The 26840-nt window shown below is 30.9% G+C and carries 15 protein-coding genes, 1 tRNA gene and 1 pseudogene; 12 read left to right on the top strand and 5 right to left on the bottom strand.

Annotation, left to right across the window (positions count from 1 at the left end; genetic code table 11):
- Positions 1-16: 16 nt before the first annotated feature.
- A pseudogene (locus BLU40_RS17900) lies at positions 17-112 on the bottom strand (transposase-like zinc-binding domain-containing protein); the annotation flags it as partial.
- Between the two features lie 306 nt (positions 113-418).
- Between BLU40_RS17900 and gltB the strand changes: the two are divergent.
- The 4 genes from gltB (at position 419) to BLU40_RS15395 (ending at position 7654) form a co-directional block, all read left to right on the top strand.
- Positions 419-4930, top strand: a complete 4512-nt coding sequence (gene gltB, locus BLU40_RS15410; RefSeq protein WP_090125682.1) for a glutamate synthase large subunit — start codon at positions 419-421, stop codon at positions 4928-4930.
- Between the two features lie 5 nt (positions 4931-4935).
- Positions 4936-6396: a glutamate synthase subunit beta gene (locus tag BLU40_RS15405; protein WP_090125681.1), complete on the top strand. Its 1461-nt coding sequence runs from the start codon at positions 4936-4938 to the stop codon at positions 6394-6396.
- A gap of 159 nt (positions 6397-6555) precedes the next feature.
- Positions 6556-7074 carry a hypothetical protein gene (locus tag BLU40_RS15400; protein ID WP_090125678.1) on the top strand — a complete coding sequence of 173 codons (519 nt, stop codon included), beginning with the start codon at positions 6556-6558 and terminating at the stop codon, positions 7072-7074.
- 22 nt (positions 7075-7096) lie between these two features.
- Positions 7097-7654, top strand: coding sequence for a PepSY-associated TM helix domain-containing protein (locus tag BLU40_RS15395; RefSeq protein ID WP_217633406.1), 558 nt, complete (start codon positions 7097-7099; stop codon positions 7652-7654).
- A 52-nt stretch (positions 7655-7706) separates the two neighbouring features.
- Here the strand turns inward: BLU40_RS15395 and BLU40_RS15390 are convergent, their stop codons facing one another.
- The 3 genes from BLU40_RS15390 to BLU40_RS15380 form a co-directional block, all read right to left on the bottom strand.
- Positions 7707-8195, bottom strand: coding sequence for a GNAT family N-acetyltransferase (locus tag BLU40_RS15390; RefSeq protein ID WP_090125672.1), 489 nt, complete (start codon positions 8193-8195; stop codon positions 7707-7709).
- A gap of 10 nt (positions 8196-8205) precedes the next feature.
- A complete protein-coding gene (gene aroC, locus BLU40_RS15385; protein WP_090125669.1) occupies positions 8206-9255 on the bottom strand; it encodes a chorismate synthase in 1050 nt (349 codons plus the stop codon).
- A gap of 69 nt (positions 9256-9324) precedes the next feature.
- Positions 9325-10077: a sulfite exporter TauE/SafE family protein gene (locus BLU40_RS15380; protein WP_090125666.1), complete on the bottom strand. Its 753-nt coding sequence runs from the start codon at positions 10075-10077 to the stop codon at positions 9325-9327.
- Positions 10078-10187: 110 nt separating this feature from the next.
- Between BLU40_RS15380 and BLU40_RS15375 the strand changes: the two genes are divergently transcribed.
- Positions 10188-10272, top strand: a tRNA-Ser gene (locus tag BLU40_RS15375).
- 293 nt (positions 10273-10565) lie between these two features.
- Here BLU40_RS15375 and BLU40_RS15370 read toward each other — a convergent pair.
- On the bottom strand, positions 10566-11297 hold the full coding sequence (locus BLU40_RS15370; RefSeq protein ID WP_090125664.1) for a hypothetical protein: 732 nt from the start codon (positions 11295-11297) through the stop codon (positions 10566-10568).
- A gap of 444 nt (positions 11298-11741) precedes the next feature.
- Here BLU40_RS15370 and BLU40_RS15365 point away from each other — a divergent pair, with 444 nt between their 5' ends.
- The 7 genes from BLU40_RS15365 (at position 11742) to BLU40_RS15335 (ending at position 26446) form a co-directional block, all read left to right on the top strand.
- The gene (locus BLU40_RS15365) at positions 11742-14927 is read left to right on the top strand and encodes a SusC/RagA family TonB-linked outer membrane protein (protein WP_090125661.1); all 3186 of its coding nucleotides are present in this window, start codon (positions 11742-11744) and stop codon (positions 14925-14927) included.
- A 16-nt stretch (positions 14928-14943) separates the two neighbouring features.
- Entirely contained in the window at positions 14944-16920 is a 1977-nt protein-coding gene (locus tag BLU40_RS15360) for a RagB/SusD family nutrient uptake outer membrane protein (RefSeq protein ID WP_090125657.1), read from the top strand.
- A 52-nt stretch (positions 16921-16972) separates the two neighbouring features.
- Positions 16973-18976 (top strand): SwmB domain-containing protein, encoded by a 2004-nt coding sequence (locus tag BLU40_RS15355; RefSeq protein ID WP_090125654.1) that lies wholly within the window; start codon positions 16973-16975, stop codon positions 18974-18976.
- A gap of 145 nt (positions 18977-19121) precedes the next feature.
- The gene (locus tag BLU40_RS15350; RefSeq protein WP_090125651.1) at positions 19122-20324 is read left to right on the top strand and encodes a T9SS type A sorting domain-containing protein; all 1203 of its coding nucleotides are present in this window, start codon (positions 19122-19124) and stop codon (positions 20322-20324) included.
- Between the two features lie 190 nt (positions 20325-20514).
- Entirely contained in the window at positions 20515-22194 is a 1680-nt protein-coding gene (locus BLU40_RS15345; protein WP_090125648.1) for a sulfatase family protein, read from the top strand.
- 78 nt (positions 22195-22272) lie between these two features.
- Positions 22273-24765 (top strand): glycoside hydrolase family 2 TIM barrel-domain containing protein, encoded by a 2493-nt coding sequence (locus tag BLU40_RS15340; protein ID WP_139170976.1) that lies wholly within the window; start codon positions 22273-22275, stop codon positions 24763-24765.
- Between the two features lie 139 nt (positions 24766-24904).
- A complete protein-coding gene (locus tag BLU40_RS15335) occupies positions 24905-26446 on the top strand; it encodes an alpha-L-fucosidase (protein ID WP_090125643.1) in 1542 nt (513 codons plus the stop codon).
- Positions 26447-26840: the final 394 nt, after the last annotated feature.

Raw genomic sequence — 26840 nt, 5'->3', positions numbered from 1 at the left:
TATTTACCGTAAAATAGTAATTACATTTCTTACACTTATATCGCTGTCTTTTTTTCACCACACCACTCTTAACATACTGATTAGAACCACAGTTAGGACAAAACTCAATCATAATATATATTATTTTAGCATAAATATACCTATTTAGCAGTTTATATCAAATTTTATAGAAACTTAAATTCAAATCTCCTCTAAAATAACAAACAACTAAAATCTGCCGTTTTCAACTTTTTCAACAAAAAAAGATCTATCAATCTCTTAACAATTTCTTAATATTTAAGGCTTTATTCGTGAATTTAATTATTTTCATTGATTGTTTTAGTTTATTATCATAATTATAACGTTTTCGTACTTCTAAAGCAAACCACAAAGTTTTTTACCTATTTTTGTAACTATTCTATAATAATTAATTTTCCATATGATAAAACAAGGATTATACTTGCCGGAATTTGAGCATGCAAACTGTGGAGCTGGTTTCATTTGCAACTTAAAAGGACAGAAAACGAACCAAATTATACACGATGCTTTAGAGATTTTAGTAAAGCTAGAACATCGTGGTGGTGTTAGTTCTGACGGTAAAACTGGTGATGGAGCTGGACTTTTAATTGATATTCCTCATGAATATTTTTTAAGAGTTTGTGATTTCGATTTACCAGCTCAAAGAGACTACGCAGTTGGTATGGTGTTTTTTCCAAAACACGAAAACCAATACAGATTCTGTAAACAAGAATTTGAAAAAGAAATTAAAAACCAAGGTTTAAAAATATTAGGTTGGAGAACCGTTCCTGTTGATTCTACTCAACTAGGTGAAATTGCTTTAAACTCAGAACCTAATATTGAACAAGTTTTTATTAGCAAAGGCAGAATTAAAAAAGAAATAAACTTTAAAGCAAAATTATATGCAGCCCGTAAAATTACGGAACATACAATTGCTAATTCTAGAATGTCTGAAGCTTCTTATTTCTATGTTTCTAGTTTATCTAATACTACGTTAATATATAAAGGTATTATTATGCCTGAAGATATTGGTCCTTATTATACCGATCTTCAACAACCAGATTTAGTTACAAGACTTGCTTTGGTTCATCAACGTTTTTCAACCAACACAATGCCTTCTTGGGAACTTGCTCAGCCTTTTAGGTTTATGTGTCAGAATGGAGAAATTAACACTTTGCGTGGTAACGTTAGTAGAATGCGTGTACGTGAAGAAATTATGAAAAGTGATTTATTTGGTGACGACATCGATAAATTATTTCCAATAATATTACCAGGCAAATCAGATTCAGCCTCTATGGATATGGTTGTTGAATTATTAACTTTAAGTGGTAGATCTTTACCAGAAGTTATGATGATGTTAATTCCTGAAGCTTGGGAAAAACACAAAACTATGTCTCCAGAACGTAAAGCGTTTTACGAATACAATGCTTGTTTAATGGAAGCTTGGGATGGACCAGCATCTGTACCTTTTACAGATGGTGATTACATTGGAGCATTATTAGACCGTAACGGACTTAGACCTTCAAGATATACCGTAACAAAAAGTGGAAAATTAATTATGTCTTCTGAAATTGGTGTTGTTGATATTGCACCTGAAGATGTTGAAAAACACGGTAGATTAGAACCAGGAAAAATGTTCTTGGTAGATATGAATGAAGGTAGAATTATTAATGACGAAGAAATTAAAAATAAAATTGTTTCAGAAAGACCATATAAAGAATGGTTAGACGAAACACGCGTTCATTTAAAAGATGTAAAAAACACGAACAAACCTTGTCCAATTGAAACCTTAGACATAAAAACACGTTCTCGTTTATACAACTATACTATAGAAGATATTCAAGAGGTTATTACACCTATGGCCCAAAATGGAAAAGAAGCCTTAGGATCAATGGGTATTGACACTCCTTTAGCTGTATTGTCTGACAGACCTCAGCTAATTTCAAACTACTTTAAACAATTATTTGCCCAAGTAACAAACCCACCTTTAGATGGTATTCGAGAAGAAATTGTTACAGATATTAGTCTTGCCTTAGGAAAAGATCGTAACATATTTAGTATTTCTCAAAGACAATGTAAAAAACTAAGAATTCAAAATCCTGTTATTTCTAATAACGATTTAGAAAAAATTAGAAACATTAAAATTGGTAGAGACTTTAAGTCTATTACCATTCAAATGCTTTACAAAAAGGAAAGAGGTGTTAATGGTTTAGAAGATGCTTTAGAAAATATTATTAAACAAGTTTCAAAAGCAGTTGACAACAGAAACAACATAATAATTTTATCTGACAGAGGTGCCAACGAAGAAATGGCTCCAATACCAGCTTTATTAGCTTGTTCTTACGTTAATCACGAAATGAACAGACAACGTAAGCGTTCTTATTTCGATATAATTATAGAATCTGCAGAACCTCGTGAACCGCATCAATTCGCAACTTTATTTGGTTACGGAGCAAGTGCAATTAACCCTTATATGGTAAATGAAATTATTCGCCTACAAGTACAAGAAGGGTTTATTACAGGAATGGACGAGCAAAAAGCAGTTGACAACTTTAACAAAGCAATTGGAACTGGTTTATTAAAAATTATGAATAAGATTGGAATCTCTACACTTCACTCGTATAGAGGCTCTCAAATTTTTGAAATAGTAGGTTTCAACTCTAAATTTGTTGAAAAATATTTCCCTTACACTGCTTCTAGAATTGAAGGTGTTGGTTTATATGAAATAGAAAAAGAAATTTCAGCCCGTTATAATTATGCTTACCCAAAAACTTTAATCAAAAATAGATTAGGTTTAAATATTGGTGGACATTACCGTTGGAGACGTGGTGGAGAAAAACACATGTTTAACCCAACTACAGTAGCTAAACTACAACAAGCTGTTAGACTAAGCGATCAAGATAGTTATAATGTGTATGCTAAAACTATTAATGAACAAAATGAACGTTTAATGACAATTAGAGGTTTATTTGAGTTTAACAATTACGATCCAATTCCTATTGAAGAGGTTGAACCTTGGACCGAGATTGTAAAACGTTTCAAAACAGGTGCAATGTCTTACGGATCTATTTCTAGAGAAGCACATGAAAACTTAGCCATTGCTATGAACCGAATTGGAGGTAAATCTAATTCAGGTGAAGGTGGTGAAGATAGAAGACGTTTTCAAAAAGACATTAATGGAGATAGCAGAAACTCTGCAATTAAACAAGTAGCTTCTGGTCGTTTTGGAGTAACTTCACATTACTTAACAAATGCTGAAGAAATTCAAATTAAAATGGCACAAGGTGCTAAGCCTGGTGAAGGAGGACAACTACCTGGTGAAAAAGTATTACCGTGGATTGCTGAAGCAAGAAACTCAACTCCTTTTGTAGGATTGATTTCTCCACCTCCACATCACGACATCTACTCTATTGAAGATTTAGCACAACTAATTTTCGATTTAAAAAATGCTAATAGAGAAGCTAGAATTAATGTAAAATTAGTTTCTGAAGTTGGTGTTGGTACAATTGCAGCAGGTGTTTCTAAAGCAAAAGCAGATGTTGTATTAATTTCAGGTTATGATGGTGGTACAGGAGCATCTCCTTTAACATCCTTAAAGCACGCAGGTTTACCTTGGGAACTTGGTTTAGCTGAAGCACAACAAACTTTAGTAATGAACGATTTACGTTCTAGAATTGTTGTTGAATGTGATGGTCAATTAAAAACAGGACGTGATGTAGCAATTGCTGCTTTATTAGGAGCTGAAGAATTTGGTTTTGCAACCGCGCCATTAGTAGCTTCAGGATGTATTATGATGCGTAAATGTCATTTAAATACGTGCCCTGTAGGTATTGCAACACAAGATAAAGATTTACGTAAAAACTTTAAAGGTACGCCAGAACACGTAATTAACTTCTTCTATTATGTTGCTGAAGAATTAAGAGCAATTATGGCACAATTAGGGTTTAGAACTATGGATGAAATGGTTGGACAAACTCAAAAAATTGATTCAAACAAAGCCATTAAACATTACAAAGCAAAAGGTTTAGATTTATCTTCGATTTTACATAGACCAAAAGGCTACAGTAAAATGAGCTTACGTAACAACGAAAAACAAGATCATAATTTAGATAATGTAATTGATTTCCAAATTCTAAAAGATTCTCATAAAGCAATTTATAGAAAAGAACAAATGAATTTGAACTACCCTATTTGTAATATGGATCGTTCAACTGGAGCAATTATTAGTAATGAAATTTCAAAAATTTACGGTCACTTAGGTTTACCTGAAGATACTTTAAATATAAATTTCACTGGATCTGCAGGACAAAGTTTTGGAGCTTTTGGCGCACCAGGAATTACTTTTACAATAAGCGGTAACACAAACGATTATTTAGGAAAAGGATTATCTGGAGCTAAATTAATTATTAAAAAACCTTCAGAAGCAGATTTTGTTGCCGAAGAAAATATAATAGTTGGTAATGTTTGTTTATTTGGAGCAGTAAAAGGAGAAGCATTTATTAATGGGATAGCTGGTGAACGTTTTGCCGTAAGAAATTCAGGAGCAACTGCCGTTGTTGAAGGTGTTGGAGATCATTGTTGTGAGTATATGACAGGTGGCAAAGTAGTTGTTTTAGGTAGCACAGGAAGAAATTTTGCCGCTGGTATGAGTGGTGGAATTGCTTATGTATATGATCCAGAGCATAAATTTAAAAACGGATTATGTAACACCGAAACAATTGAATTTGAAGCCATAGAAACTGAAGAAGCTGCAGAGTTAAAAGCTTTAATTGAAAGACATGTATTATACACAGAAAGCAACAGAGGTAAAGAATTAATTAAAGATTGGACAAACAGTTTAAGCAACTTTGTAAAAGTAATGCCAATTGAATATAAACGTGCACTAAAACGTTTAGAGACAGAAGAAGAAATGTTTGAAGAATTAACAGCATAATAATTATGGGAAAAGTAACAGGATTTAAAGAATTCGAAAGAAAAGACGAAACATATAAGCCAGTTAAAGAACGTGTTACTCATTATAACGAGTTTACACAACCATTAAACAAGGCTGATATTACAGAACAAGGATCGAGATGTATGGATTGTGGAATTCCATTTTGCCATAGTGGTTGTCCACTTGGTAATCTAATTCCAGATTTTAATCATATGGTTCACCAAGGCGAATGGAAAAAAGCTTCTTGGATATTACACTCAACAAATAATTTTCCTGAGTTTACAGGTCGTTTATGCCCTGCTCCTTGTGAGCAAGCTTGTGTACTAGGTATAATTGATGAGCCAATTTCAATAGAAAATATTGAAAAAAACATTGTTGAAAGAGCCTTTAAAGAAGGTTGGATTGTACCACAAACACCAAATAAAAGAACAGGTAAAAAAATAGCAGTTGTAGGTTCTGGACCTGCAGGTTTAGCTGCTGCACAACAATTAAACAGAGCTGGACATACTGTAACAGTTTTTGAAAGAGATGATGAATTAGGAGGATTATTACGTTATGGTATTCCTAATTTTAAATTAGAAAAGAATATTATTGATCGTAGAATTGCCATTCTTGAAAAAGAAGGTATTAAATTTAAAACCAATGTAAATGTTGGTGTAAATTATTCGGTTGATAAATTGAAAAAATTCGATTCTATTGTTTTATGCGGTGGCGCAACTCAAAAAAGAGGTTTACCTATTGATGGTGCAGATAGTGCTGGCGTTGTACAAGCAATGGATTTTTTAACACAACAAACAAAAGTTGTTTTAGGTAAAGAAGTAAAAGATCAAGTTTTAGCTACAGATAAAAATGTAATTGTTATTGGTGGTGGAGATACAGGTTCTGATTGTGTTGGTACTTCTAACAGACATGGAGCTAAATCTGTAACTAATTTTGAAATTATGCCAAAACCTCCAGGACAAAGAAGCCCATCAACTCCTTGGCCATACTGGCCTTTACAGTTAAAAACATCTACTTCTCACAAAGAAGGTTGTGATAGAAACTGGTTAATTAACACAAAAGAGTTTATTACAAACGAAAAAGGTGAATTAACTGCATTAAAAACTGTAAATGTAGAATGGAAAATGGTTCCTGGTCAAAGACCTGAATTAATAGAAGTTGAAGGTACTGAGAAAACTTGGCCTTGTGACTTAGCTTTATTAGCTTTAGGTTTTACTGGACCAGAAGCTACTTTAAGTGAAAAATTAGGAATTGAAACCGACAACAGAAGCAACTACAAAGCAACTACTAAAGATTACCAAACAAACATACCACACATATTTACTGCTGGAGATATGCGTAGAGGACAAAGTTTAATTGTTTGGGCAATTTCTGAAGGAAGAGAAGCTGCTAGAAAAGTAGATGAATTCTTAATGGGCTACAGTAATTTACCAACTAAAGGTAATGGAGACTTACCGCCAATGTAGAATTTACTTAAAATACATAAAAACACCTTTCATTTACTTGGAAGGTGTTTTTTTTTGAATAAAACTTTCATCTTCAAAAATTGTAACTGATTTTAATCATTCTTTATTTGAAACAAGAAAACTATCTTAGCTTTTAAAATTCAATCAAACTTAATTAAAATGAAAAAAATATTATTAATACTAGCTATTACAATTGTTTCGTTTGCATGTAAAACCGAACAAAAAAAAGAAATTGAAAATACAACAACTAAAGAAGTTGTAGAAACTCCAACTATTGCATTAGGTGAATTTGACTCTAAAGCAGGAGATTATATAAATAAAGAAATTAAAGTTAACGGTATTGTAGATCACGTATGCAAACACGGTGGTAAAAAAATATTATTAGTTACTGATAATGGAGATGCTCATGTTTTTTCAGAAGAAAGATTTGACGAAGCTTTAAAAGGTAGTGAAATTACTGTTACAGGCGTTGTTTTAGAAGATAGAATTGACGAAGCTTATTTATTAAAATTGGAAGAAGACAATATTAAAAGTCATTCAGAAGGAAAATCTAACGAAGAGCAATTCAAAAATAAAAAGAACCACATTGCTGAATACAGAGCTAAAATGAAAAAAGATAGTGTAGATCATATTTCAAATTACTCAATCCAATACATTTCTCATAAAGAAATTAAATAAATAGTTTTTTCTCAATATGAAAATGAAAACGCTAAGAAAATGGAGCCGTATTCTACATAGAGATATTGGTTATTTTTTTATTGGAACTACATTAATTTATGCTATTTCTGGTATTGCATTAAATCACATGAGTGATTGGAACCCTAATTACTCTGTTAGTTTAAAAGAGTTTAATACTTCTATAAATTTAAACAACAACAGTAATACCAAAGAAAACGTACTATTGTTATTAGATAATATTGATAGCAGAAAAAATTACAAGAAACACTATTTTCCAAATGAAAATAAAATAAAAATATTTTTAAAAGGAGGTTCTTCTGTTGTTGTAAATATTAATAGCGGAAATGGAGTTACAGAATATTTAAAAAAACGCCCTTTATTTTTTGAAGTGAATTATCTACATTACAATCCAAATAATATTTGGAAATGGTTTTCAGATGCTTTTGCAGCAGCTTTAATTCTGTTTGCAATTACCTCATTTTTTATGGTAAAAGGTAAAAAAGGAATAACAGGTAGAGGCGGAATTTATACAGCATTAGGCTTTTTAATTCCAATACTTTTTTTAATACTATTTATGTAAAACAAAAAAGGCTTCAAATAATTTGAAGCCTTTTTTGTATATTTTTTATCTATTAATTCTTTAAATCTTTATACATTATATAGGTATCTACCAAGCCAAGTTTTGAATGCCTAAATCCTTTTGGTGTAATTCCAATTATTTCAAAACCATACTTTTTCCATAACTCAACTGCGCCAACATTTGTGCTTACAACAATGTTAAATTGAATGGCTTCAAAATTATCTTTTTTAGCTACTTCTAAAGAATGTTCACACAGTTTTCTACCAATTCCTTTGCCTTGAGCATTTGGACTAACCATATAACTACAATTAGCAATATGATTTCCTAAATCTATTTGATTGGGTTTAATAATATAAGTTCCTAGTATTTCTCCATCAGCTTCAATTACAAATGTTTTCATGTAATAAGCAAACCAATGCCTTTTAAAATCTTCTTTAGTTGTATTCGGATAAAAAACATACGTATCCCCAATTTTAATAACTTCAGAAAAAATTTTCCAAACATCATCAAAATCCAAATCAGTAGCTAACCTAATATTCAAATCTTAAGTTTTATTTATTCAGAATTGTAAAATCTGCCAACACCATTGCAGCTAAAGCTTCAACAATAGGCACAGCTCTTGGCACTACACAAGGATCGTGACGACCTTTCCCCATCATTTCAACAATATTACCATCCTTATCAATAGTTTGTTGTGGTTGCATTATTGTAGCTACAGGCTTAAATGCTACACGAAAATAAATATCCATTCCGTTACTTATTCCACCCTGAATTCCACCAGATAAATTAGATTTAGTAGAACCATCTTCATTAAAAATATCATTATGATCGCTACCTTTCATTTTAGCACCACAAAACCCACTTCCATATTCAAATCCTTTTACAGCATTAATCGAAAGCATTGCTTTACCCAACTGCGCGTGTAATTTATCAAAAATTGGTTCACCCAAACCTACAGGTACATTTTGAATAACACAAGTTACTGTACCTCCAATTGTATCTCCTTCTTTTCTAACGTTATCAATTTTAGCAATCATTTCTTCAGCAATAATAGGATCCGGACAACGAACAATATTATCTTCTGTTTTCGAAAAATCCAAATCTTGATATGGTTTCTCTAAAAATAAATCTCCTACTGAAGATGTGTAAGCATTAATTTTTATTGAAGGTATTGCTTGTTTTGCAACTGCACCACCAACAACCCAATTTGCAGTTTCACGAGCTGATGTTCTTCCTCCTCCTCTATAATCTCTATTACCATACTTTTTATCGTACGTGTAATCTGCGTGAGATGGACGATAAGAATCTTTAATATGTGAATAATCATTTGAACGTTGATGAACGTTTTCAATAATAAATCCTATTGAAGTTCCTGTAGTTTTACCTTCAAAAATACCAGATAAAAAGCGAACTGCATCTGGCTCTTTACGCTGTGTTACAATTTTAGATTGTCCAGGCTTTCTTCTATCCATTTCTTGCTGAATAGCAGCTAAATCTATTTCAATCCCTGCAGGACAACCATCAATAACACCACCAATAGCTTCACCATGTGATTCTCCAAACGTTGTTAAGGTAAATATTTTTCCAAATGTATTTGACATATCAAAAATTTAAGCGACAAATTTAAAAAAAGAATTTAACAGAAGGTTTATTTATTCCTTGAAATAAATTTAAAAAAACCAAAGTTTTATTGCCATAATTACAACCATAACTATCAAAAACTTACGAATAAGGCCATCACCCTTCTTTACAGACCATCTACTGGCAAACCAACCTCCGCCAGCATTCCCAATTGCTAAGGTTAAACCCATTTGCCAATTTATTTTATCATTATAAGCAAAAACAGCCACAGCAGCAATGGTATAAATTAAAGCCACAGTTACTTTTATAGCATTACTTTTTACTAAAGAGAAATTATTTACTGATGATAAGACTAATAACATTATAAAACCTACACCAGCTTGTATAAACCCTCCATAAACACCTACAAAGAAAAACAAAAATATACTTAACCATAAATGTTTACCCTTTGTACGCTCTATAGTGGACGAAATATTAATTTTAGAGCTAAAAACCATATACAATACAACTACAACCATAATAATGGCTAAAATCTTATTAAACGTCTCTCCTTTTATATCTACTGCTATTTGAGCCCCAACTATAGAGCCTAACAACGCAGATATACCTACATAAATACTAAATGGAAATGTAATAACACCTTTACTCTTAAAACCGGCTGTAGTAAATATATTTTGAAATAAAATGGCAATTCTATTAGTTCCATTTGCTACACTAGGTGGTAATCCCATAAAAATAAGGATAGGTAAAGTTAATAAAGAACCACCTCCTGCAAGTGTATTTATGGATCCTGCCACAAAACCGACCAAAACTAAAACAATTATTTCTACTATTGAATTCATCTAACTATTTGAAAAACAAATGTACTAGAAATTTAATTCAATTTTTTATAAAAAAAGTTCAAAAAAAGTTTGAGCAAAACAAAAAAGCGTTCTATATTTGCAACCGCTAAGGAGAATTGGCAGAGTGGTCGAATGCGGCAGTCTTGAAAACTGTTGAGGGTCACACCTCCGGGGGTTCGAATCCCTCATTCTCCGCAAAAAACCTCATAATCTTTTGATTATGAGGTTTTTACTTTTTTAGAAATGTTTTTTTAATTGTATTCACAGCTTCTTATTTTTTTAGGTTAAAAACCACAAAAAAACCTAACAAACTGATTTATTTAACATTAGATCATTATTCAACTAACTTTTAACCATACTTAACTTTAACCTGAACCAACTTCTACTTATTATAAAACTAAAAATTTATAAATTATTATATATAAAATAAGAAAAGCTCACTTAACGTAAAGTGAGCTTTTCTTTATATTTAAAATTTAATTTATTTACTATTTTAAAAAATCTTTTAAAATTTCTTTAAGAACCTCAATGTTCTTTTCTTCATCTCTTACAATATTACCATCATCATTATATTCAAATGAATAATAATGAACTTCTATAAGGTTTATATTTTTACGCAACAACACATCTCTTCTTCGTTGATCGTATAATTTTCTTTGCTTATCTCTAGAAACTCCACTAATAGTTCTATGTTTTGATTCTTCAACAGCTTCAACCGGCTTACCTCTATACTCTATTACAAGATTTAAACTATGATAGTAAGCATCTAAAGGGAGTTTAGTTCTAGTTATTTTATCTTTATGAAAATCGCCTAACAAAAATGGAAATGTATGCTGACGAGAAGCTTTCTCATTAAAAATAGCATCACATAAATTTAAAATATAATATTCGTCACTATTTTCTCTTTTTTTAACACCTAGGCTTCTTTTCGAATTTTCACTTAAAATTTCCTGAGATTTATACGCTGCTCCTTTTCGTACTATATACCAATAAACATTTTTTTCTTTTCGTTCTGCATGAATAAATGGTATTTTATCTAACGAGTTATCTTTATCTAAAGCTCTTAACACTTTTCTTAAAGGCAACCCCTTTTTATAATCTTTTACAAAAACACCCGCTTCAACTAAAGCTGGCATAATATCTTTTGCTGCAATCCAATCTTCTTTATGAGTTTTAAAGTATTCTTCAATTACTTTATTTATTTGTTTTATAGTATCCATAATTAATATGCTTATATTGAAATATATTATTTAAAAGAATTTGTATTCATTTTAAATTCAAACAGCAAAAATACATCAATTTTAATTGAAAAAGTGGTAGAAATTTAGAGTTGATACAAGACATTGTTATTAATATAACAATTACAACACGTTTGCGCACACGAACTTTTACTGTTTGTAATCGAAAAAAACAACTACTTAGTTTAACTTACATATATATTATTTAAATTTTTTTTAAAAAAATTCAATAAAAAAAAGACTTCGTCCCACTTTGCTAACATATTTCATATTTAACAAAGCAAATTCTAATAAAACCCGTAACCCCAACAAATACAAGGACTTTAACTTGTTTAGCACATATGTAATATCTATAAAAACATATGTTATCCTTTAAATGTTAAATAAATTTAACATTTGTATCATCTAAACTTAAAACAAAATAATATGAAATTCAATTTACTTGTTAATTGGAAACTCAAGACTAGTTTTTTAACCATTGCGTTATTAATTGGTCTTAGTTCATTACAAGCGCAAACAGTTACCGTAAAGGGTAATGTTACCGGAGACGGAATGCCTTTACCAGGTGTTGGTATCTTAGTTAAAGGAACCGCCAAAGGGGCTTCTACTGATTTTGATGGTAATTATGAAGTTAAAGCTAAATCTACCGATGTATTAGTATTCAGTTATATTGGTTTTGCTGCGCAAGAAATTAAAATTGGTGGTAGAACCACTATTAATGTTGTACTTAAATCTGATGTTGCTGCTTTAGAAGAAGTAGTTGTTGTTGGTTATGGTACTCAAAGAAAAAAAGAAGTTACCGGAGCTGTTGTAAAGGTAAAATCTGAAGATTTACAAAAAACAACAACTTCTGATATTGGTACAGCCTTACAAGGACAAATAGCCGGTGTAAACGTTGCCTCTAGTTCAGGTGCTCCTGGAGAAGAAGCAAACATTTTAATTCGTGGTTTTAGTTCTCTTATGGATGGGCAAAGTGGTCCGTTATATGTTGTTGATGGTATTCCTTTTGATTCTGATCCTCAATTAAGTATTAGCGAAATTGAAAGTATTGACGTACTAAAAGATGCGGCATCTGCTTCTATTTATGGTACTCGTGGTGCTGGTGGTGTAATTTTAATTACAACTAAGCAAGGTAAAGTTGGTCAAATGAAAATTTCTGTTGAATCTGAATATGGTATTCAACGAATTACTTCAGACTTTGATCAAATGAGTAAAGAAGAATATACTTACCTTCATATGCTAAGAGGAGCTATAAATACTGACAAACCTCAAGGTGGTGTAGAATCTGACATTACTAGAAATGCTAGTTATTTTACTAACAACACTAATATTGGTGATGTTTTATTAAATGACAACGCTCCTATTCAAAATCACCGTATTAATATAACTGGTGGTAAAGAAGGTTTAACATATAACTTTAATGCTAACTACTTTCAACAAGAAGGATCTTTTTACAACTCAGATTATAAAAGATTTAATGTACGTGCAAATACAATGTTTGTAAAAGGTAAATGGAAAATAAAAACTGCATTAACTTTTAAAAGAGATGACCAGTTAAAACCTTGGACTGGTATGATGAATAGAATTTATGAATATCAAGCATTTAAGCCTGCAATTAACTTAGATGATAATGTTCTTGAAAACATTTCTGAAATTAGTACAGATGATCCAACTAATGACTGGAAGTTAAACGAAGCAAGAAGTCTTGCAAATTCTTTAAGAACAATTAAAACAACTGATGAAAGAGCTGGAAATAGCCATGCTGGTAATATATCTCTTGATTTTGATGTTAACGATGATCTAAGACTTACTGGTAGATTTGGTATACAATATGATGATAAAAAATGGGTGAAGAAAATACCTAGATATGATATTTATAATACGGAAGGTGATTTAATTACAAATCCTGCAAATATTACATCACAAACTATTACAGATATAACTTCTCAAAAATTTACATCTGAGGTATTTGCAAACTATAACAAAACATTTGGATTGCATACTATAAATGCTTTAGTAATGACATCTTTTGAAGAATCTAAACAAGAACGCTACAGCTTAGAAGTTAGAAACAACTTAAACCCAGCAATTACTGTTTTAGATAATTACGAATTACTATGGGATATCGAATCAGGAGGTTATGATTTCACAAAAACGTTAATAGGTAACTTAGCTAGAATTCAATACAATTATGATGGTAAGTACTTATTAAGTGCAAGTGCACGTTACGATGGTTCTTCTCAGTTTGGAAAAGATAACCGATGGGGATTATTCCCTTCAGTTTCTGTTGGATGGAATGTTTCTGATGAAACTTTCTGGGAGCCTGTAAAAGATGTAATAAATTCATTAAAAATTAGAGCTAGTTACGGTACTACAGGTAATGATAGATTTAACCCATACAGTAACCAATCTGTAGTAGAACCAGGTGTTGACTACGTATTTGGTAGCAATAGTGCTTCTGACGACCTTAACAATGCAGGGTCTGAAACTGGAGCCTTAGGTACCATTCAACAAGAATTTGCAAATGCAGACTTAAAATGGGAAACTAATATTGAGCAAAATATTGGGTTTGATTTAGGATTGTTCAAAAATAAATTAACTTTTTCTGCCGATTTTTATAAAAATGAAAAGGAAGATTTATTATACCAAATTGTAAACCCTCCATCAACAGGTGTTTCTGGTTCTTACCGTAGCACAGTATTTAATGTTGGAAATATGGAAAACAAGGGTATGGAATTAGGTTTCAACTACAGACATAAAGTTAATAAAGACTTTAGATGGTCTATTGCAGGTACCTTTACTAAAAATGAAAATGAGGTTACTAAAACAGCTGAAAACAACCCAATTATCTATTTAGATAACGGATACCTTTCTACAAAAGGTTCTAAAGAAATTGTAACTGTTATTACTGAAGGTTATGAGGCTGCTGCATATTTTTTAAGAGAAACTGCAGGTGTTATTAAAACTGAAGAACAGTTAATTGCATACCAAAATATTGACCCAAGTGCAAAAATGGGTGAATTAATGTATGTAGATCAGTTAACTGAAGATACTGATGGTGATGGTATTGCTGATGCTGGAAATGGAGCTATAGATGATGGTGATAGAATTTATCAAGGTAGCGGTTCTCCAGATTTTGAAACTGGTATTAATATTTCAGCAAATTACAAAGACTTCGATTTTTCTATGCAATGGTATGGATCTTTTGGAGCTGAAATTATGAATGGTAGTAAAGCATATGCATACCAAGCTGGTGTACATAAAGACTTATTCTATTCTTGGACAGAACACAACCAAAATTCAGACATACCTTGGTATGATGGAAATGGAACAAGATCTTATAGAGGTGCATCAGATTATTTCTTAGAAAATGGAGATTTTGTTAGGTTAAGAAACGTATCTTTAGGATACACATTACCTAAAACTTCTAGCGAAAAATTAGGCCTAAGTAAATTAAGAATTTACATTCAAGCTCAAAATTTATTAACTATTACAGATTATACTGGATTTGACCCTGAAGTAGGTGGTAACGGATTAAGTACTCGTGGTATTGACCAAGGAAGATATCCAATATCTTCTCAAGTTAAAGCAGGTATACAACTTCAATTTTAATTTAAACTAACTGAAGATGAAAAATATACATAAAAAAACAACAAAATATAAATTAATGACACATAAGACATTTTTGAAAGGATTACTTCCTCTAATAGTGCTTGCTTTATCATTTCAAGCTTGTGTAGATGAGTTAGACCAAGTAAATCCAAATGCTTTAACACTTGATACATTTTGGCAAAATGCAGGTGATTTAAACGGAGGATTAAATGCTACCTATGCTTCTTTAAGAGATGAAAATATTTTAGGAATTAAATGGGAGTACAATCGTACTGATATTGCTGTTCCTTCAGTATTTAGAAATAAATCTACTGGAACTGCCATTTATGACCAAACATTTGATTTAACAACCAATGAAGTTCAAAACAAGTGGAATGCTTGTTTTAAAGGTATTTTTAGAGCAAATCAAGTTATTGATGCTTACTACAGATTAGAAGATACTTTTAACGGTGCTGATGCTGAACAATCTGGTATTTATATTCTTGCTCAAGCAAGAGCGCTAAGAGGTTATTTCTACTATGTTTTACACAATTCATTTAATAAAGGTTCTTTACCTATATTTGAAACTGTTCCTGTTGAAATAGCAGATTTTCAAAAAAGCTTTTCAACTTCTGAAGATGTAAAAGCATTTTATTTAGCTGATTTAGAATATGGTAAAGAAAATTTACCTGGTACCTATAACGCTTGGCAAAGTGAAGCTGGAAATGGAAACTTAGGTAGAATTACTGGTGGTTTCTGTGAAGGACTTATTGCTAAAACTTATATTAATGAGAATGATTTTGTTAATGCTGAAATTTACCTTAAAAATGTAATTGATAATTATGGTTATGAACTTGCAGATGATTTAGCTAAATGTTTTACTGGTATTGCTGAATTTAATAATGAATCTATTTTTGAAATTAACTATTCTTATGATGCTAACCCTTTAGGGCTAGACGAACAAAAATTATCTCAACAAATTTCACATCAATTAAATGATGGTAATCAAGTTCAATTTTCTTCTTGGTTAACTCTTAAATATAGAGCTGAAAAACCAGACCCTTTAAACCCTATTAACTTAGTTAATAGAAATATTTATGATACTTCTGGAAATTTAGACAGTATTCAAGAAAATGTTGTTAGAATGTACAGTTTACGTATGAATAACTCAATGACATCTGTAGATGATAGAGATGGTAGAATGTATGGTGTTGAAAATGCTGAATATGGTACAGAAAAATCTGCTGCTACTCACGGAAGACAAACTCCTAATTTTATCAAAAAGTTTACAGGTTGGAATACTGAAAATGGAGGTTTAGGTGAAGACGAAAGTGCTGACAAAGACAACAGATCAGATATTAACATACCAATTATGCGTTTAGGAGAAATTTACCTTTTATATGCAGAATGTATGATTGAAAAAGGTGATTTATCTGAAGCTTTAAGATATATAAACCGTATTAGAAAACGTTCTGGTCTTATTTTATTAGGAAAGTCTACAGAAACTAGTGCCGAATTTGTTGGTAGTACAACAACATATATGGATGATATTGATATGGATCCATCTAATGGTGAACAATCTGTAACTTTAGAAAACTTAGAAAACCACTTAAGGTTTACAGAAAAACCTTTAGAATTATCTTTAGAAGGTGATAGAGCTTATGACCTAAGACGTTGGGGTGTTTGGAAACAACAACTAGAAAACTTATCTACTTTCGAATACGATTCTTGGCACTTTAGAAATAACCGTATGGGTAAAAACCCAACAAGATGGAGATGTTTTATTATGCCTACAGGTGTTTTACCTACATATGATGATCCTAATCTTCCAGATTACGCATTTAGACAAGTTAAATCAACTCCTGAAGCGCATTTTATTAATGGAAACAGAAGAGCTAAAGAACCACATTTAAGAGATGCTTTAACAGGTTCTAAAAACTTTATTGAAGATATACATGCATACCTTCCTGTTCCTCAAGATGAGTTAAACTCTAACTTAAACTGGAATCAATAAATTTAAAGTTTAAGAGTATTTACTCTTAATGTTTAAACTAAAATATATAATTATGAAGAAACTAAAATATATAATTAAAACAATTTTTTCATTATCATTACTAGCCTTAATAATGGTTGGTTGTGATGATGATGATTATGACACGCCTCCATCATTTTCAGATTTATCTTTCACATTTACTACTGGTGCGTCTACTGATAAAGTATCTGAAGTTAATAGATACTATTCTTTTATGGATCTTTCTGCAGGTGCTCAAGAAAGATATTGGACTATACCATCGGAAAATGCATTCTTTTTAGAAGGTCCAGTACCTAATAACTTAGATAATCACGATGAGTATATTGTTAATCCTGGAACTTATATTTCAACAGATCAAACAATTCATGTTTTATGGAAAAAAGGAGATTCACTTAGTAAAGTAAAATACTATGGTACCTTTTTAGATTCAACATCATTTATTTTTCCAAATGACTATGTGGATGGAGATACAGTAAATGACACTATTAGAACAGTAAAAGTTGGTGACAAGTGGGTTGCAGACTATACATTTATAATTGACGTTTATGATACTGTAGTTGCTGTGCCACAAGTTAGATATATGGATGAGACTATTTTAGATCATAAAAATGTTGATGCTGTTACTTTAACTTTTGGAGATAAATTAATTTTTGAAGATTTAAGTGGTTTACAACCAGATAATATTGGTCGACCAGAAACAACTAAATGGCGCGTGCATACTACAGAAGTTGATTCAACAAATCAAAAAAACATCTATAATAAAACTTTAACAAGAGTAGAATTATTAGATAGAGTTATTGATACTATTACTTTTGATGAAATTGGAGACTACCAAGTAGAATTAAAAGCTACAAGAGAAAGAACTGAAAGATTAAAACTAAGTACAGATATTTATGATATACCTACTGTGTTTACGGTTTTACCTTTAGATGTTCCTTTAACTCAAGTTGGAGACATAATAGAATCTAATGCAGATGAAATTATGGTAAGTTTAAGTCATAAAATTCAAACTTACACTGAAAATGTTTCAGGTAATTTTGTTGTTGAAATTGATGGTGTTGCAAGTGCAATAGAATCCGTTAATAGAAACTCTAATGGAACAAAATTAATAATTACGTTAGAAACTCCATTAGTACCTGCCGATGCTTCAAAAACAATAACTGTTTCTTATGATGGTACAAACGCAGCTCTTTGGTCTTTTGACGAACGTTTATTAGAAGCTTTCGATAATATACCTGTAGAAGTATATGTACCAACACCTGTTGAACAACAAGGTGATGCTATAGAGTTAGAAGACCAAACAATTAAAATTGGTTTTGATACAGAATTAGACTCAAATTCATTTACAGACCCAATTACTGGTTTTGAAGTACTAGTAAACGGAACTCCTTTTGCTGTTGCATCTGTAAGTTTAGATGCTACTGACCCTAAAATGTTAAACATTACAATGGCTGAGCAAATTTATAGAACGGATGTTATAACTATTTCTAACGATGGTACAGGTTCTATTTATGGTTTAGGAGATGGAGCAATAACACCTTACACAAATGTACCTGTAACAATGTTTGAAGGAAACATGATTGTAGATAGTTCTTTTGAAGGTACTTTTGGAGATGTTTGGGTTGAAGGTGCTAGTGGTTCAGGAGCAGTAGTTGAGTTTAGTACTGAACAAGCTTATGATGGTTCACAAAGTGCTAAGTTAGAAGATTCTAAACCAAGGTTAGAAACTTCTAATGGGGTTTTAAATTACGAAGCTGGTGTTACATATCTAATTACTTATAGAAGGTATATAACTTCTGGATCAGATATAAGCAGTACTGCCGCAGATAAAATCTGGTACGATCTAAGTAAAAGTGTTGCACCAAAATGGGGAGCAAGTCCAGCTGTAGATACTTGGGAGTTAGTTAAAGTTGAAGTTACACCAACTGCAGATTCAATGGGTAAAAATTTAAGATTACAACCTATTCCTACATCAGGTGTTGATTTTGTAGTTTATTATGATGACTTCAGAATTTTCAAAAATGATGCAAGACCATAATTAATTTTATAAAACTTTAAAAGCCTACTTAAATTATTAAGTAGGCTTTTTTTTTAAACATATGTTATAAGCTAAAACACATATAAACAACACAGTAATTCTTAAACTTGGTAATTTTGATATATCTAATAAAAACTTAAACATTATGATTAAAAAATTACTTAAAAAAAAATTCTTAACCTTGTTTTTTACAAGTTTAACAACAATTATTTATTCGCAAGCACCAACTGTTACTTTTGAAAATTTCTCTAATGAAATTATAGCTTCATCCTCAACTATTCCTTCATCTGATGCCCTTGTTATTTCAATCGACAATATCCCCGACGATAACACAACAATAACGGCTAATATTAGAGTATTTAATACAGGCTCGACTTCTAATGCTAACAAATTATTGCAAACCTCTTTTAACATTGATGCAACAAATTCTACTCAAGGCTCTTTTTATACCTTTGTAGAAGCTGCAGGTACAAATGCAAGTACTATTAAAAGAACATATACATTTTCAGCTTTGGTTGAAAATACTGGAGGCAGCGGTACTGGAGGCTCTTATGTTATAGGTAATGAATATGATATTTTAGTAAGACTAGTAAATACTACTTCTGGAAATGTAGATACAAACAGTAACTCAATTATACCTGCTGAAACTATGACAGCGGTTGCTGATCCTGTTCTAACTGAAATTACTGAAATAAATTTTGATGAAGGTTACACAATAACCAACGAAACTAATGCTACTCATTCAATAACAACAAATCAATTAACTATTACAACAACAGCAGAAAAAGGTTCCGGAGTACATATTGATTTAGGAGGTACTTACAAATATATAGATGCAACAGCTAACGCTTATGTTACAATATTTTATAAAAATGCATCTACAAATGAACAATTTGGATTTTATACAAGTAGTAATGGTTTTTATAACAAACTTACTGGACTTACAAGTACTACAATTACACAATCAGGAAGTATAGATTTATCTCAAGGAGGTAGTAATGCGTGGACAGGAAATATAACTAACATGTCCTTACGCCCTCGAATCAATAACAATAACACTGCTGCTGGAAATTTTACTATAGACAAAATTGTTTTCCATCCTAGCGCAACATTAGGAATTAAAAATTACGGGGCTAAAAAAATAGCTGTGTACCCAAACCCAACTTCTGAATTTATTTCAATAGAAAATAGAGATAAAGACATTAAAACAGTGCATATTTATGATGTTACAGGTAAAGAAGTAAAAACTTTTAACAATCCAGTTAATATGAATGTTTCAAATCTATCAAAAGGTCTATACTTTTTAAAAACTGATACCGGAAGATTATCTAAATTTATAAAGGAATAATATTATTTCCACTAAATAAATAATTAAAGGGCTTGTAAATATTTGCAAGCTCTTTTTTATTAAATATGTATTTGTTTTATACTATACTAAGTATTAATAACATATTTTTTTCCTAAAATAAATCATATGTTCTAATAATTCAGTTTAAGAATAGCGATATTTATACTTTCAAAATTTCAATAAAATTAAAATGATAAATAGAATTTTTATTCTTTGCTTTTTATTAGCAATTGGAACTTCCTGTTCAGAAAAGGCAAAACCAGAAACACCAAAACAACCAAACATTATTTATATAATGTCTGATGATCATACCACACAAGGATTTGGTATTTACGGAAGTAGGTTAGCAAGTTTAAACCCTACTCCTACTTTAGACAAAATAGCTAACGAAGGTATTATTTTTGACAACTGTTTTGTAAATAACTCTATTTGTACACCTAGTAGAGCTGCAATTTTATCTGGACAACACAGTCAAGCCAATGGAGTATTAGATTTAGAAGGTGAATTACCTATGGATCACCAATACTTACCTATTGAAATGAAAAAATTAGGATACCAAACAGCTATGATTGGTAAATGGCATTTAAAACTAGAACCTAATTTTGATTATTACAATGTATTTACTAAACACGGTCAACAAGGTTCATATTTCGACCCTTATATGACACAAACAGGAATGCATTTTACTGAAGAAAAAGACCCTGCATATGAAGGAAAACAATACAAAGGACATAGTTCGGATATTGTAACAGATTTATCTATTGAATGGTTAGACAAGAAAAGAGACAAATCAAAACCTTTTGCTTTATTCTACCAATTTAAAGCTCCACACGATGATTTTGAATACGCTCCAAGATATAAAGATTATTTAGAAGACACATTTATTCCTGAGCCAGAAAGTTTGTACGACAATAAAAATAACGGTTCAATTGCTACAAGAGGTAAAAATGGAGAGTTATTATCTGTAATAGGCTCATCTGTTTCAAAAAGAAATACTATTAGACATAAAGGTATGAGAACTTGGAACAAAAGATCTGTTCGTAATTCTGATCCTGACTTTGACCCAACAACAAAAATAAATGATAAAATGACTGATGATGAATATACTTCAGCTACTTATCAAGAGTATTTAAAACGTTATTTACGTTGTGTAAAAGGTGTAGATGATAATGTTGCCAGAATGGTTGAATACTTAAAAGCTAACAACTTATACGATAATACAATTATAGTTTACACCGGAGATCAAGGATTTATGTTAGGTGAGCATGATTATGTAGATAAACGTTGGATGTATGAAGAAGCTTTAAGAATGCCTTTCTTTGTTCGTTACCCTGAAAAAATTAAAGCTGGACAAAGAACAGATGCCATTATTAATAATACTGACTTCGCTCCTACTTTAATTGAAATGGCAGGTGGAACACCTCCAAAAGAAATGCAAGGTCATAGTTTTAAACATATTCTAGAAACTGGACAAGAACCTGAAGGTTGGCAACAATCTACATATTACCGTTATTGGATGCATATGGCACACGCACATGCAAATCCGGCTCATTTTGGAATTAGAACAAAAGAATACAAACTAATTTTCTTCTACGGAAAATATTGGGTAGATACAGATAAACCTGGTGCTGAATGGAATAAAAAAAGTTGGGGTAATAGATTTACTTTACACACGCCAGCTGCTTGGGAGTTTTACGATTTAACTAAAGATCCTAAGGAAATGAACAATGCCTATAAAGATCCTGCTTATAAGGATATAATTGCAAACTTAAAAGAACAATTAGTAGCCAAACGTAAAGAACTTAATGAAGAAGATGGAGAGAAATTTCCACACATTCAAAAAGTAATTGATGAACATTGGAATGACTAATTTTCATTTAAAATAAAACTCAAAACGCCACACATATAAAAAAGTGTGGCGTTTTTTAATAAAACAAACCAAAATATAATGCGCTTTTTATCTTATTTATTCGTAATCTGTTTAGTTATATCTTCTTGTAATTCTCAAACAGAAAATAAACCTCCAAGGCAAGAAATTGATTTTAATTTTGATTGGAAATTTTTCAAAACAAAAATTCCTTTAGACATAAATAATCTAGAAGTTCAAAATGAATGGGAAGATGTAAAAATTCCTCATGATTGGGCTATTGAAACTCCATACAACCAAGGATATAAAGTAACAGACTCTACTCCTAGTTTAAGTTATATTGGTTGGTACAAAAAAGAGTTTAAACTACCAAAAAACCTTAAAGGAAAAAATATTAGAATAGATTTTGATGGTGTTTATAACAATGCGGAAGTTTATTTAAATGGAAATAAAATTACTGAAAGACCTTATGGGTTTAGTCCATTTAGTGCTGAAATTACAAATGAAATTAATTTAGGCAAGACAAATACATTAGTTGTAAAAGTAGATAGAACGGCTTTTTTAGATGGTAGATGGTATAATGGAGCTGGAATTTATAGAAAGGTAAAATTAGTAATTACAGAACCAATTCATATTAAAAAATGGGGAATTGGTATTACAACTCCAAAAATTTCAAAAGAAAGCGCTACAATTAATATTGATACAGAAATTATAAACCCGCTTCAAAAAGAAAATCTTTCTATTAAATATGAAATTAAAAATGCAGAAAACAATATAGTAAAAGAGCATATTGTTGAAGCTAAAAACACTACAACTTCAATAAATATTGAAAACCCAAAACTTTGGAATACAGAAAAACCAAACCTATATGTTTTAACAACTACTATTATTGATAAAAATGGAAAAGTTTGGGATGTTAAAGATGAAACTTTTGGTATTAGAAGTTTAAAATACACTGCAAGTGATGGTTTTTTCTTAAACGGAGAAAAAACATATTTTAAAGGTGTTTGTTTACATCATGATGCTGGTGGAATCGGAGTTGCTGTTCCAGATGATGTATGGCGTAGAAGATTAAACATTTTAAAAGAAGGTGGTGTAAATGCTATTAGAACTGCACACAATACTCCTTCAGAAAGCTTTTTAAAATTATGCGATGAACTTGGTTTTTTAGTTCAGGATGAAACATTTGATGAAATGGATTATCCAAAAGACAAACGTAAAAACTACAATTCGAAAGGTAAAGATCCATTAACTGAAGGCTATACCAATCATTTTCAAAAATGGGGAGAACAAGATTTAAAAGATATGTTGTTGCGTGACAGAAATCACCCTTCAATTGTAATGTGGAGTATTGGTAACGAAGTTGAATGGACATACCCTCGCTACGGAAAATCGAGCGGTTATTGGAATTCAAACAAAAAATATTATTATGATGAGCCTCCAATTACAATAGCACAAATGAAGGAGAACATGAAAAACAATCCTCCAAAAGAATTTGAATTAGCTAAAACAGCTCAAAAACTATCTAAATGGGTTAAAGAAATTGACACTACGCGTCCAGTTACAGCAAACCTAGTTATTCCAACGGTTAGCCATTTTTCTGGATATACAGATGCGTTGGATATTGTTGGGTATAGCTACCGAGCTTCCGTTTATGATTATGGACATAGAAATTATCCTGAAAAAATGATTTTAGGTACAGAAAACTGGGCAAATTGGGTAGAATGGAAATCTGTTTTAGACAATTCACATGTTCCTGGAATATTTTTATGGACAGGTATTTTTTATATGGGTGAAACTAGCGATATTAATGAAAGAGGTAGTGATAGCGGATTAATCGATTTTGCGGGATTCCCTACTCCACGTTGGCATATGTTTAAAACACTTTGGAATAATGCTCCCGAAATTTATGCAACTACTATAAAACTAGAAGACTCAGAATACATAAATAAAAATGGCAAAGCTGTTGAAAAATCTAAAGATCTTTGGAAAAAAAGACGCTGGGGATTTCAACCATTTAAAACACATTGGAATTATAATAAAGGTGAAAACATTGTTGTTGAAGTTTACACAAACTCTCCTACTGCAGAATTGTTTATTAATGAAAAATCGTTTGGTGTTAAAAAGTTAGCTTCAAACAATGACCATATTATTAAATGGATTGTTCCTTATACTAAAGGAACATTAAAAGTTGTTGGTGCAGATAAAAATTTAATATACGAAATTAAAACAGCTACAACTCCTTCTAAATTAAAAATTAAAACCGACAAAACGGAGCTTAAAGCCAATAGTTACGATGTAGCACATATCGAAGTTCAATTAACAGATAAAAATGGAATTCCTGTTCAACATATAAATCAAAATATTACTTTTAAAATTGAAGGTCCTGCAAAATTATTAACGGTAGACAATGGCAGCAATGCACAAAGAAGTAAGTTTAATTTAGATACTTGTATTACTGATGAAGGAAAACTATTGTTAATTATACAAAGTACAAAGCAACCTGGAGATGTAAACATAAAAATTACATCTAAAAACTGTAAAACTGAAATATTAAAGATCAAAACACATTAATTTAAATAAATAACTCAATATTATCCCTATTTATAATGAATTAAACATTTAATATATCTAAAAAATCATATGTATTAATGTAATTGACCTATTAGAACGAATTTAGCAACTATAAAAATCAACTAGAACCGTTTTAATTATGAAGTTAAACAAATTTTATTTATTAGCTTTTTTTGCTCTGTCAATATTAGTTGCTTGTGGAGAAAAAAAAGCTGATAAAAAAGTAGCTGAAGTACAACAACCTACGTACGAAGCAAATTGGGAATCAATAAAAAAGCATTATAAAGATCCTGCTTGGTTTAATAAAACCAAATTTGGAATTTTTATTCACTGGGGAGCTTATTCAGTTCCTGCATTTGGATCGGAATGGTATCCAAGAAAAATGTATATGGATACAGCTACATTTACAGCGCAATTAAAATTACAAAAAAAAGGACCTAACGAAGTTTATACACATCACAAGAAAAACTGGGGAGATCAAAAGAATTTTGGGTATAAAGATTTTATTCCAATGTTTAAAGCTGAAAAATTTGATGCTAACGAATGGATTGACCTATTTAAAAAATCTGGGGCTAAATATGTAATTCCTGTGGCTGACCACCACGATGGCTTTGCTATGTATAAATCTAATACTACTAGATGGAATGCTTATGATATGGGACCGAAACGTGATGTTTTAGGTGAATTATTTAAAGCTGGTAGAAAAAAAGGTATGATTATGGGAACATCGTCTCACTTTGCATTCAACTGGTCTTTCTACAATAAAAAAGATCATTTCGATACTACAGATCCTCAATATGCAGATTTATACTCTTCAAAAGGAAAAGATGTAACTGAACCTGTTTCTGAAGAATTCAAAAAAAGATGGTGGGAAAGAACTAAAGATGTAATTGACAACTATCAACCAGATATTTTATGGTTCGATTTTTATTTAGATATTCCAGATTATGCAGATATGAGACCTAAATTGGCTGCATACTATTATAATAAAGGTATAGAGTGGAATAAAGAAGTTGTACTACAAGATAAAAACTTTTCTCACGAAGCTTTTCCAGAAGGAACAGTAGTTTATGACTTAGAAAGAGGAAAACTACCAGGTATTAGAAAATTACCTTGGCAAACAGATACATCTATTGGTAAAAACTCTTGGAGTTATGTTACTAATTGGAAATCTAAAACGGCAAATCAAATTGTTGATGATTTAGTAGATATAGTTTCAAAAAATGGATGTTTATTACTAAATGTTGGACCTAAAGCAGACGGAACAATACCTGAAGAGCAAGAAAAAATATTATTGCAAATTGGAGATTGGCTAGCTGTAAATGGTGAAGCTATTTACGACACTAAATATTGGAAAACTTTTGGTGAAGGTCCAACTGAAGTAAAAAAAGGACACCACTCTGAAGGAAACAATAAAGACTTATCTTCTAAGGATATTAGATTTACTTCAAAAGGAAATAAACTATATGCAATTACATTAGCTTGGCCAGAAAATGGGGTTGTAAATATTACCTCTTTAGCTAAAAATTCAGAGCTAGGAAAAGATTTAAACATAAAAGATTTGAAAGTTTTGGGTAGTACTGAAACCATAAAATGGGAACAAACAAACGATGGTTTAAAAGTTACAATGCCAACCAAAAAACCATGTGAATACGCGTTTACAATAGCGTTAACTATGTAGAAAAATAAATTTTGATTGATTGAAAAGGGTGAGTTTACAGTTTTGTAGCTCACCTTTTTTTGTTTGTAACCTCCTATTTTATTGGGATTAAAGGTACTTTTTACATTTAATAATACAATCGATTGTAAAAAAATAAATTTTTGTTAAAAAAATCAAAAATATTTACTAATTTTCAATGTCCTTAAATAACAAATAACGTTCATTGACAACATACCATTATTAAAATTCGAAAATAACTATTCAAGTTAATTTAATTATTAACTCATAAAAATGCTCTTTAATAGTTGCCCAAAATAATTTATCAAATAAAAAGCTCAAGATAATTTTGATGAATTAAGAGGTAATTTTTATATACAATATATCTACAATTTAATATTATTTTGTAGATGATTTA

The sequence above is a fragment of the Lutibacter oricola genome, from assembly GCF_900106565.1.
Classification (GTDB): Bacteria; Bacteroidota; Bacteroidia; order Flavobacteriales; family Flavobacteriaceae; genus Lutibacter; species Lutibacter oricola.
The sequence above is the reverse complement of the archived record's forward strand: the minus strand, read 5'-3'. Positions and strand labels throughout refer to the sequence as shown.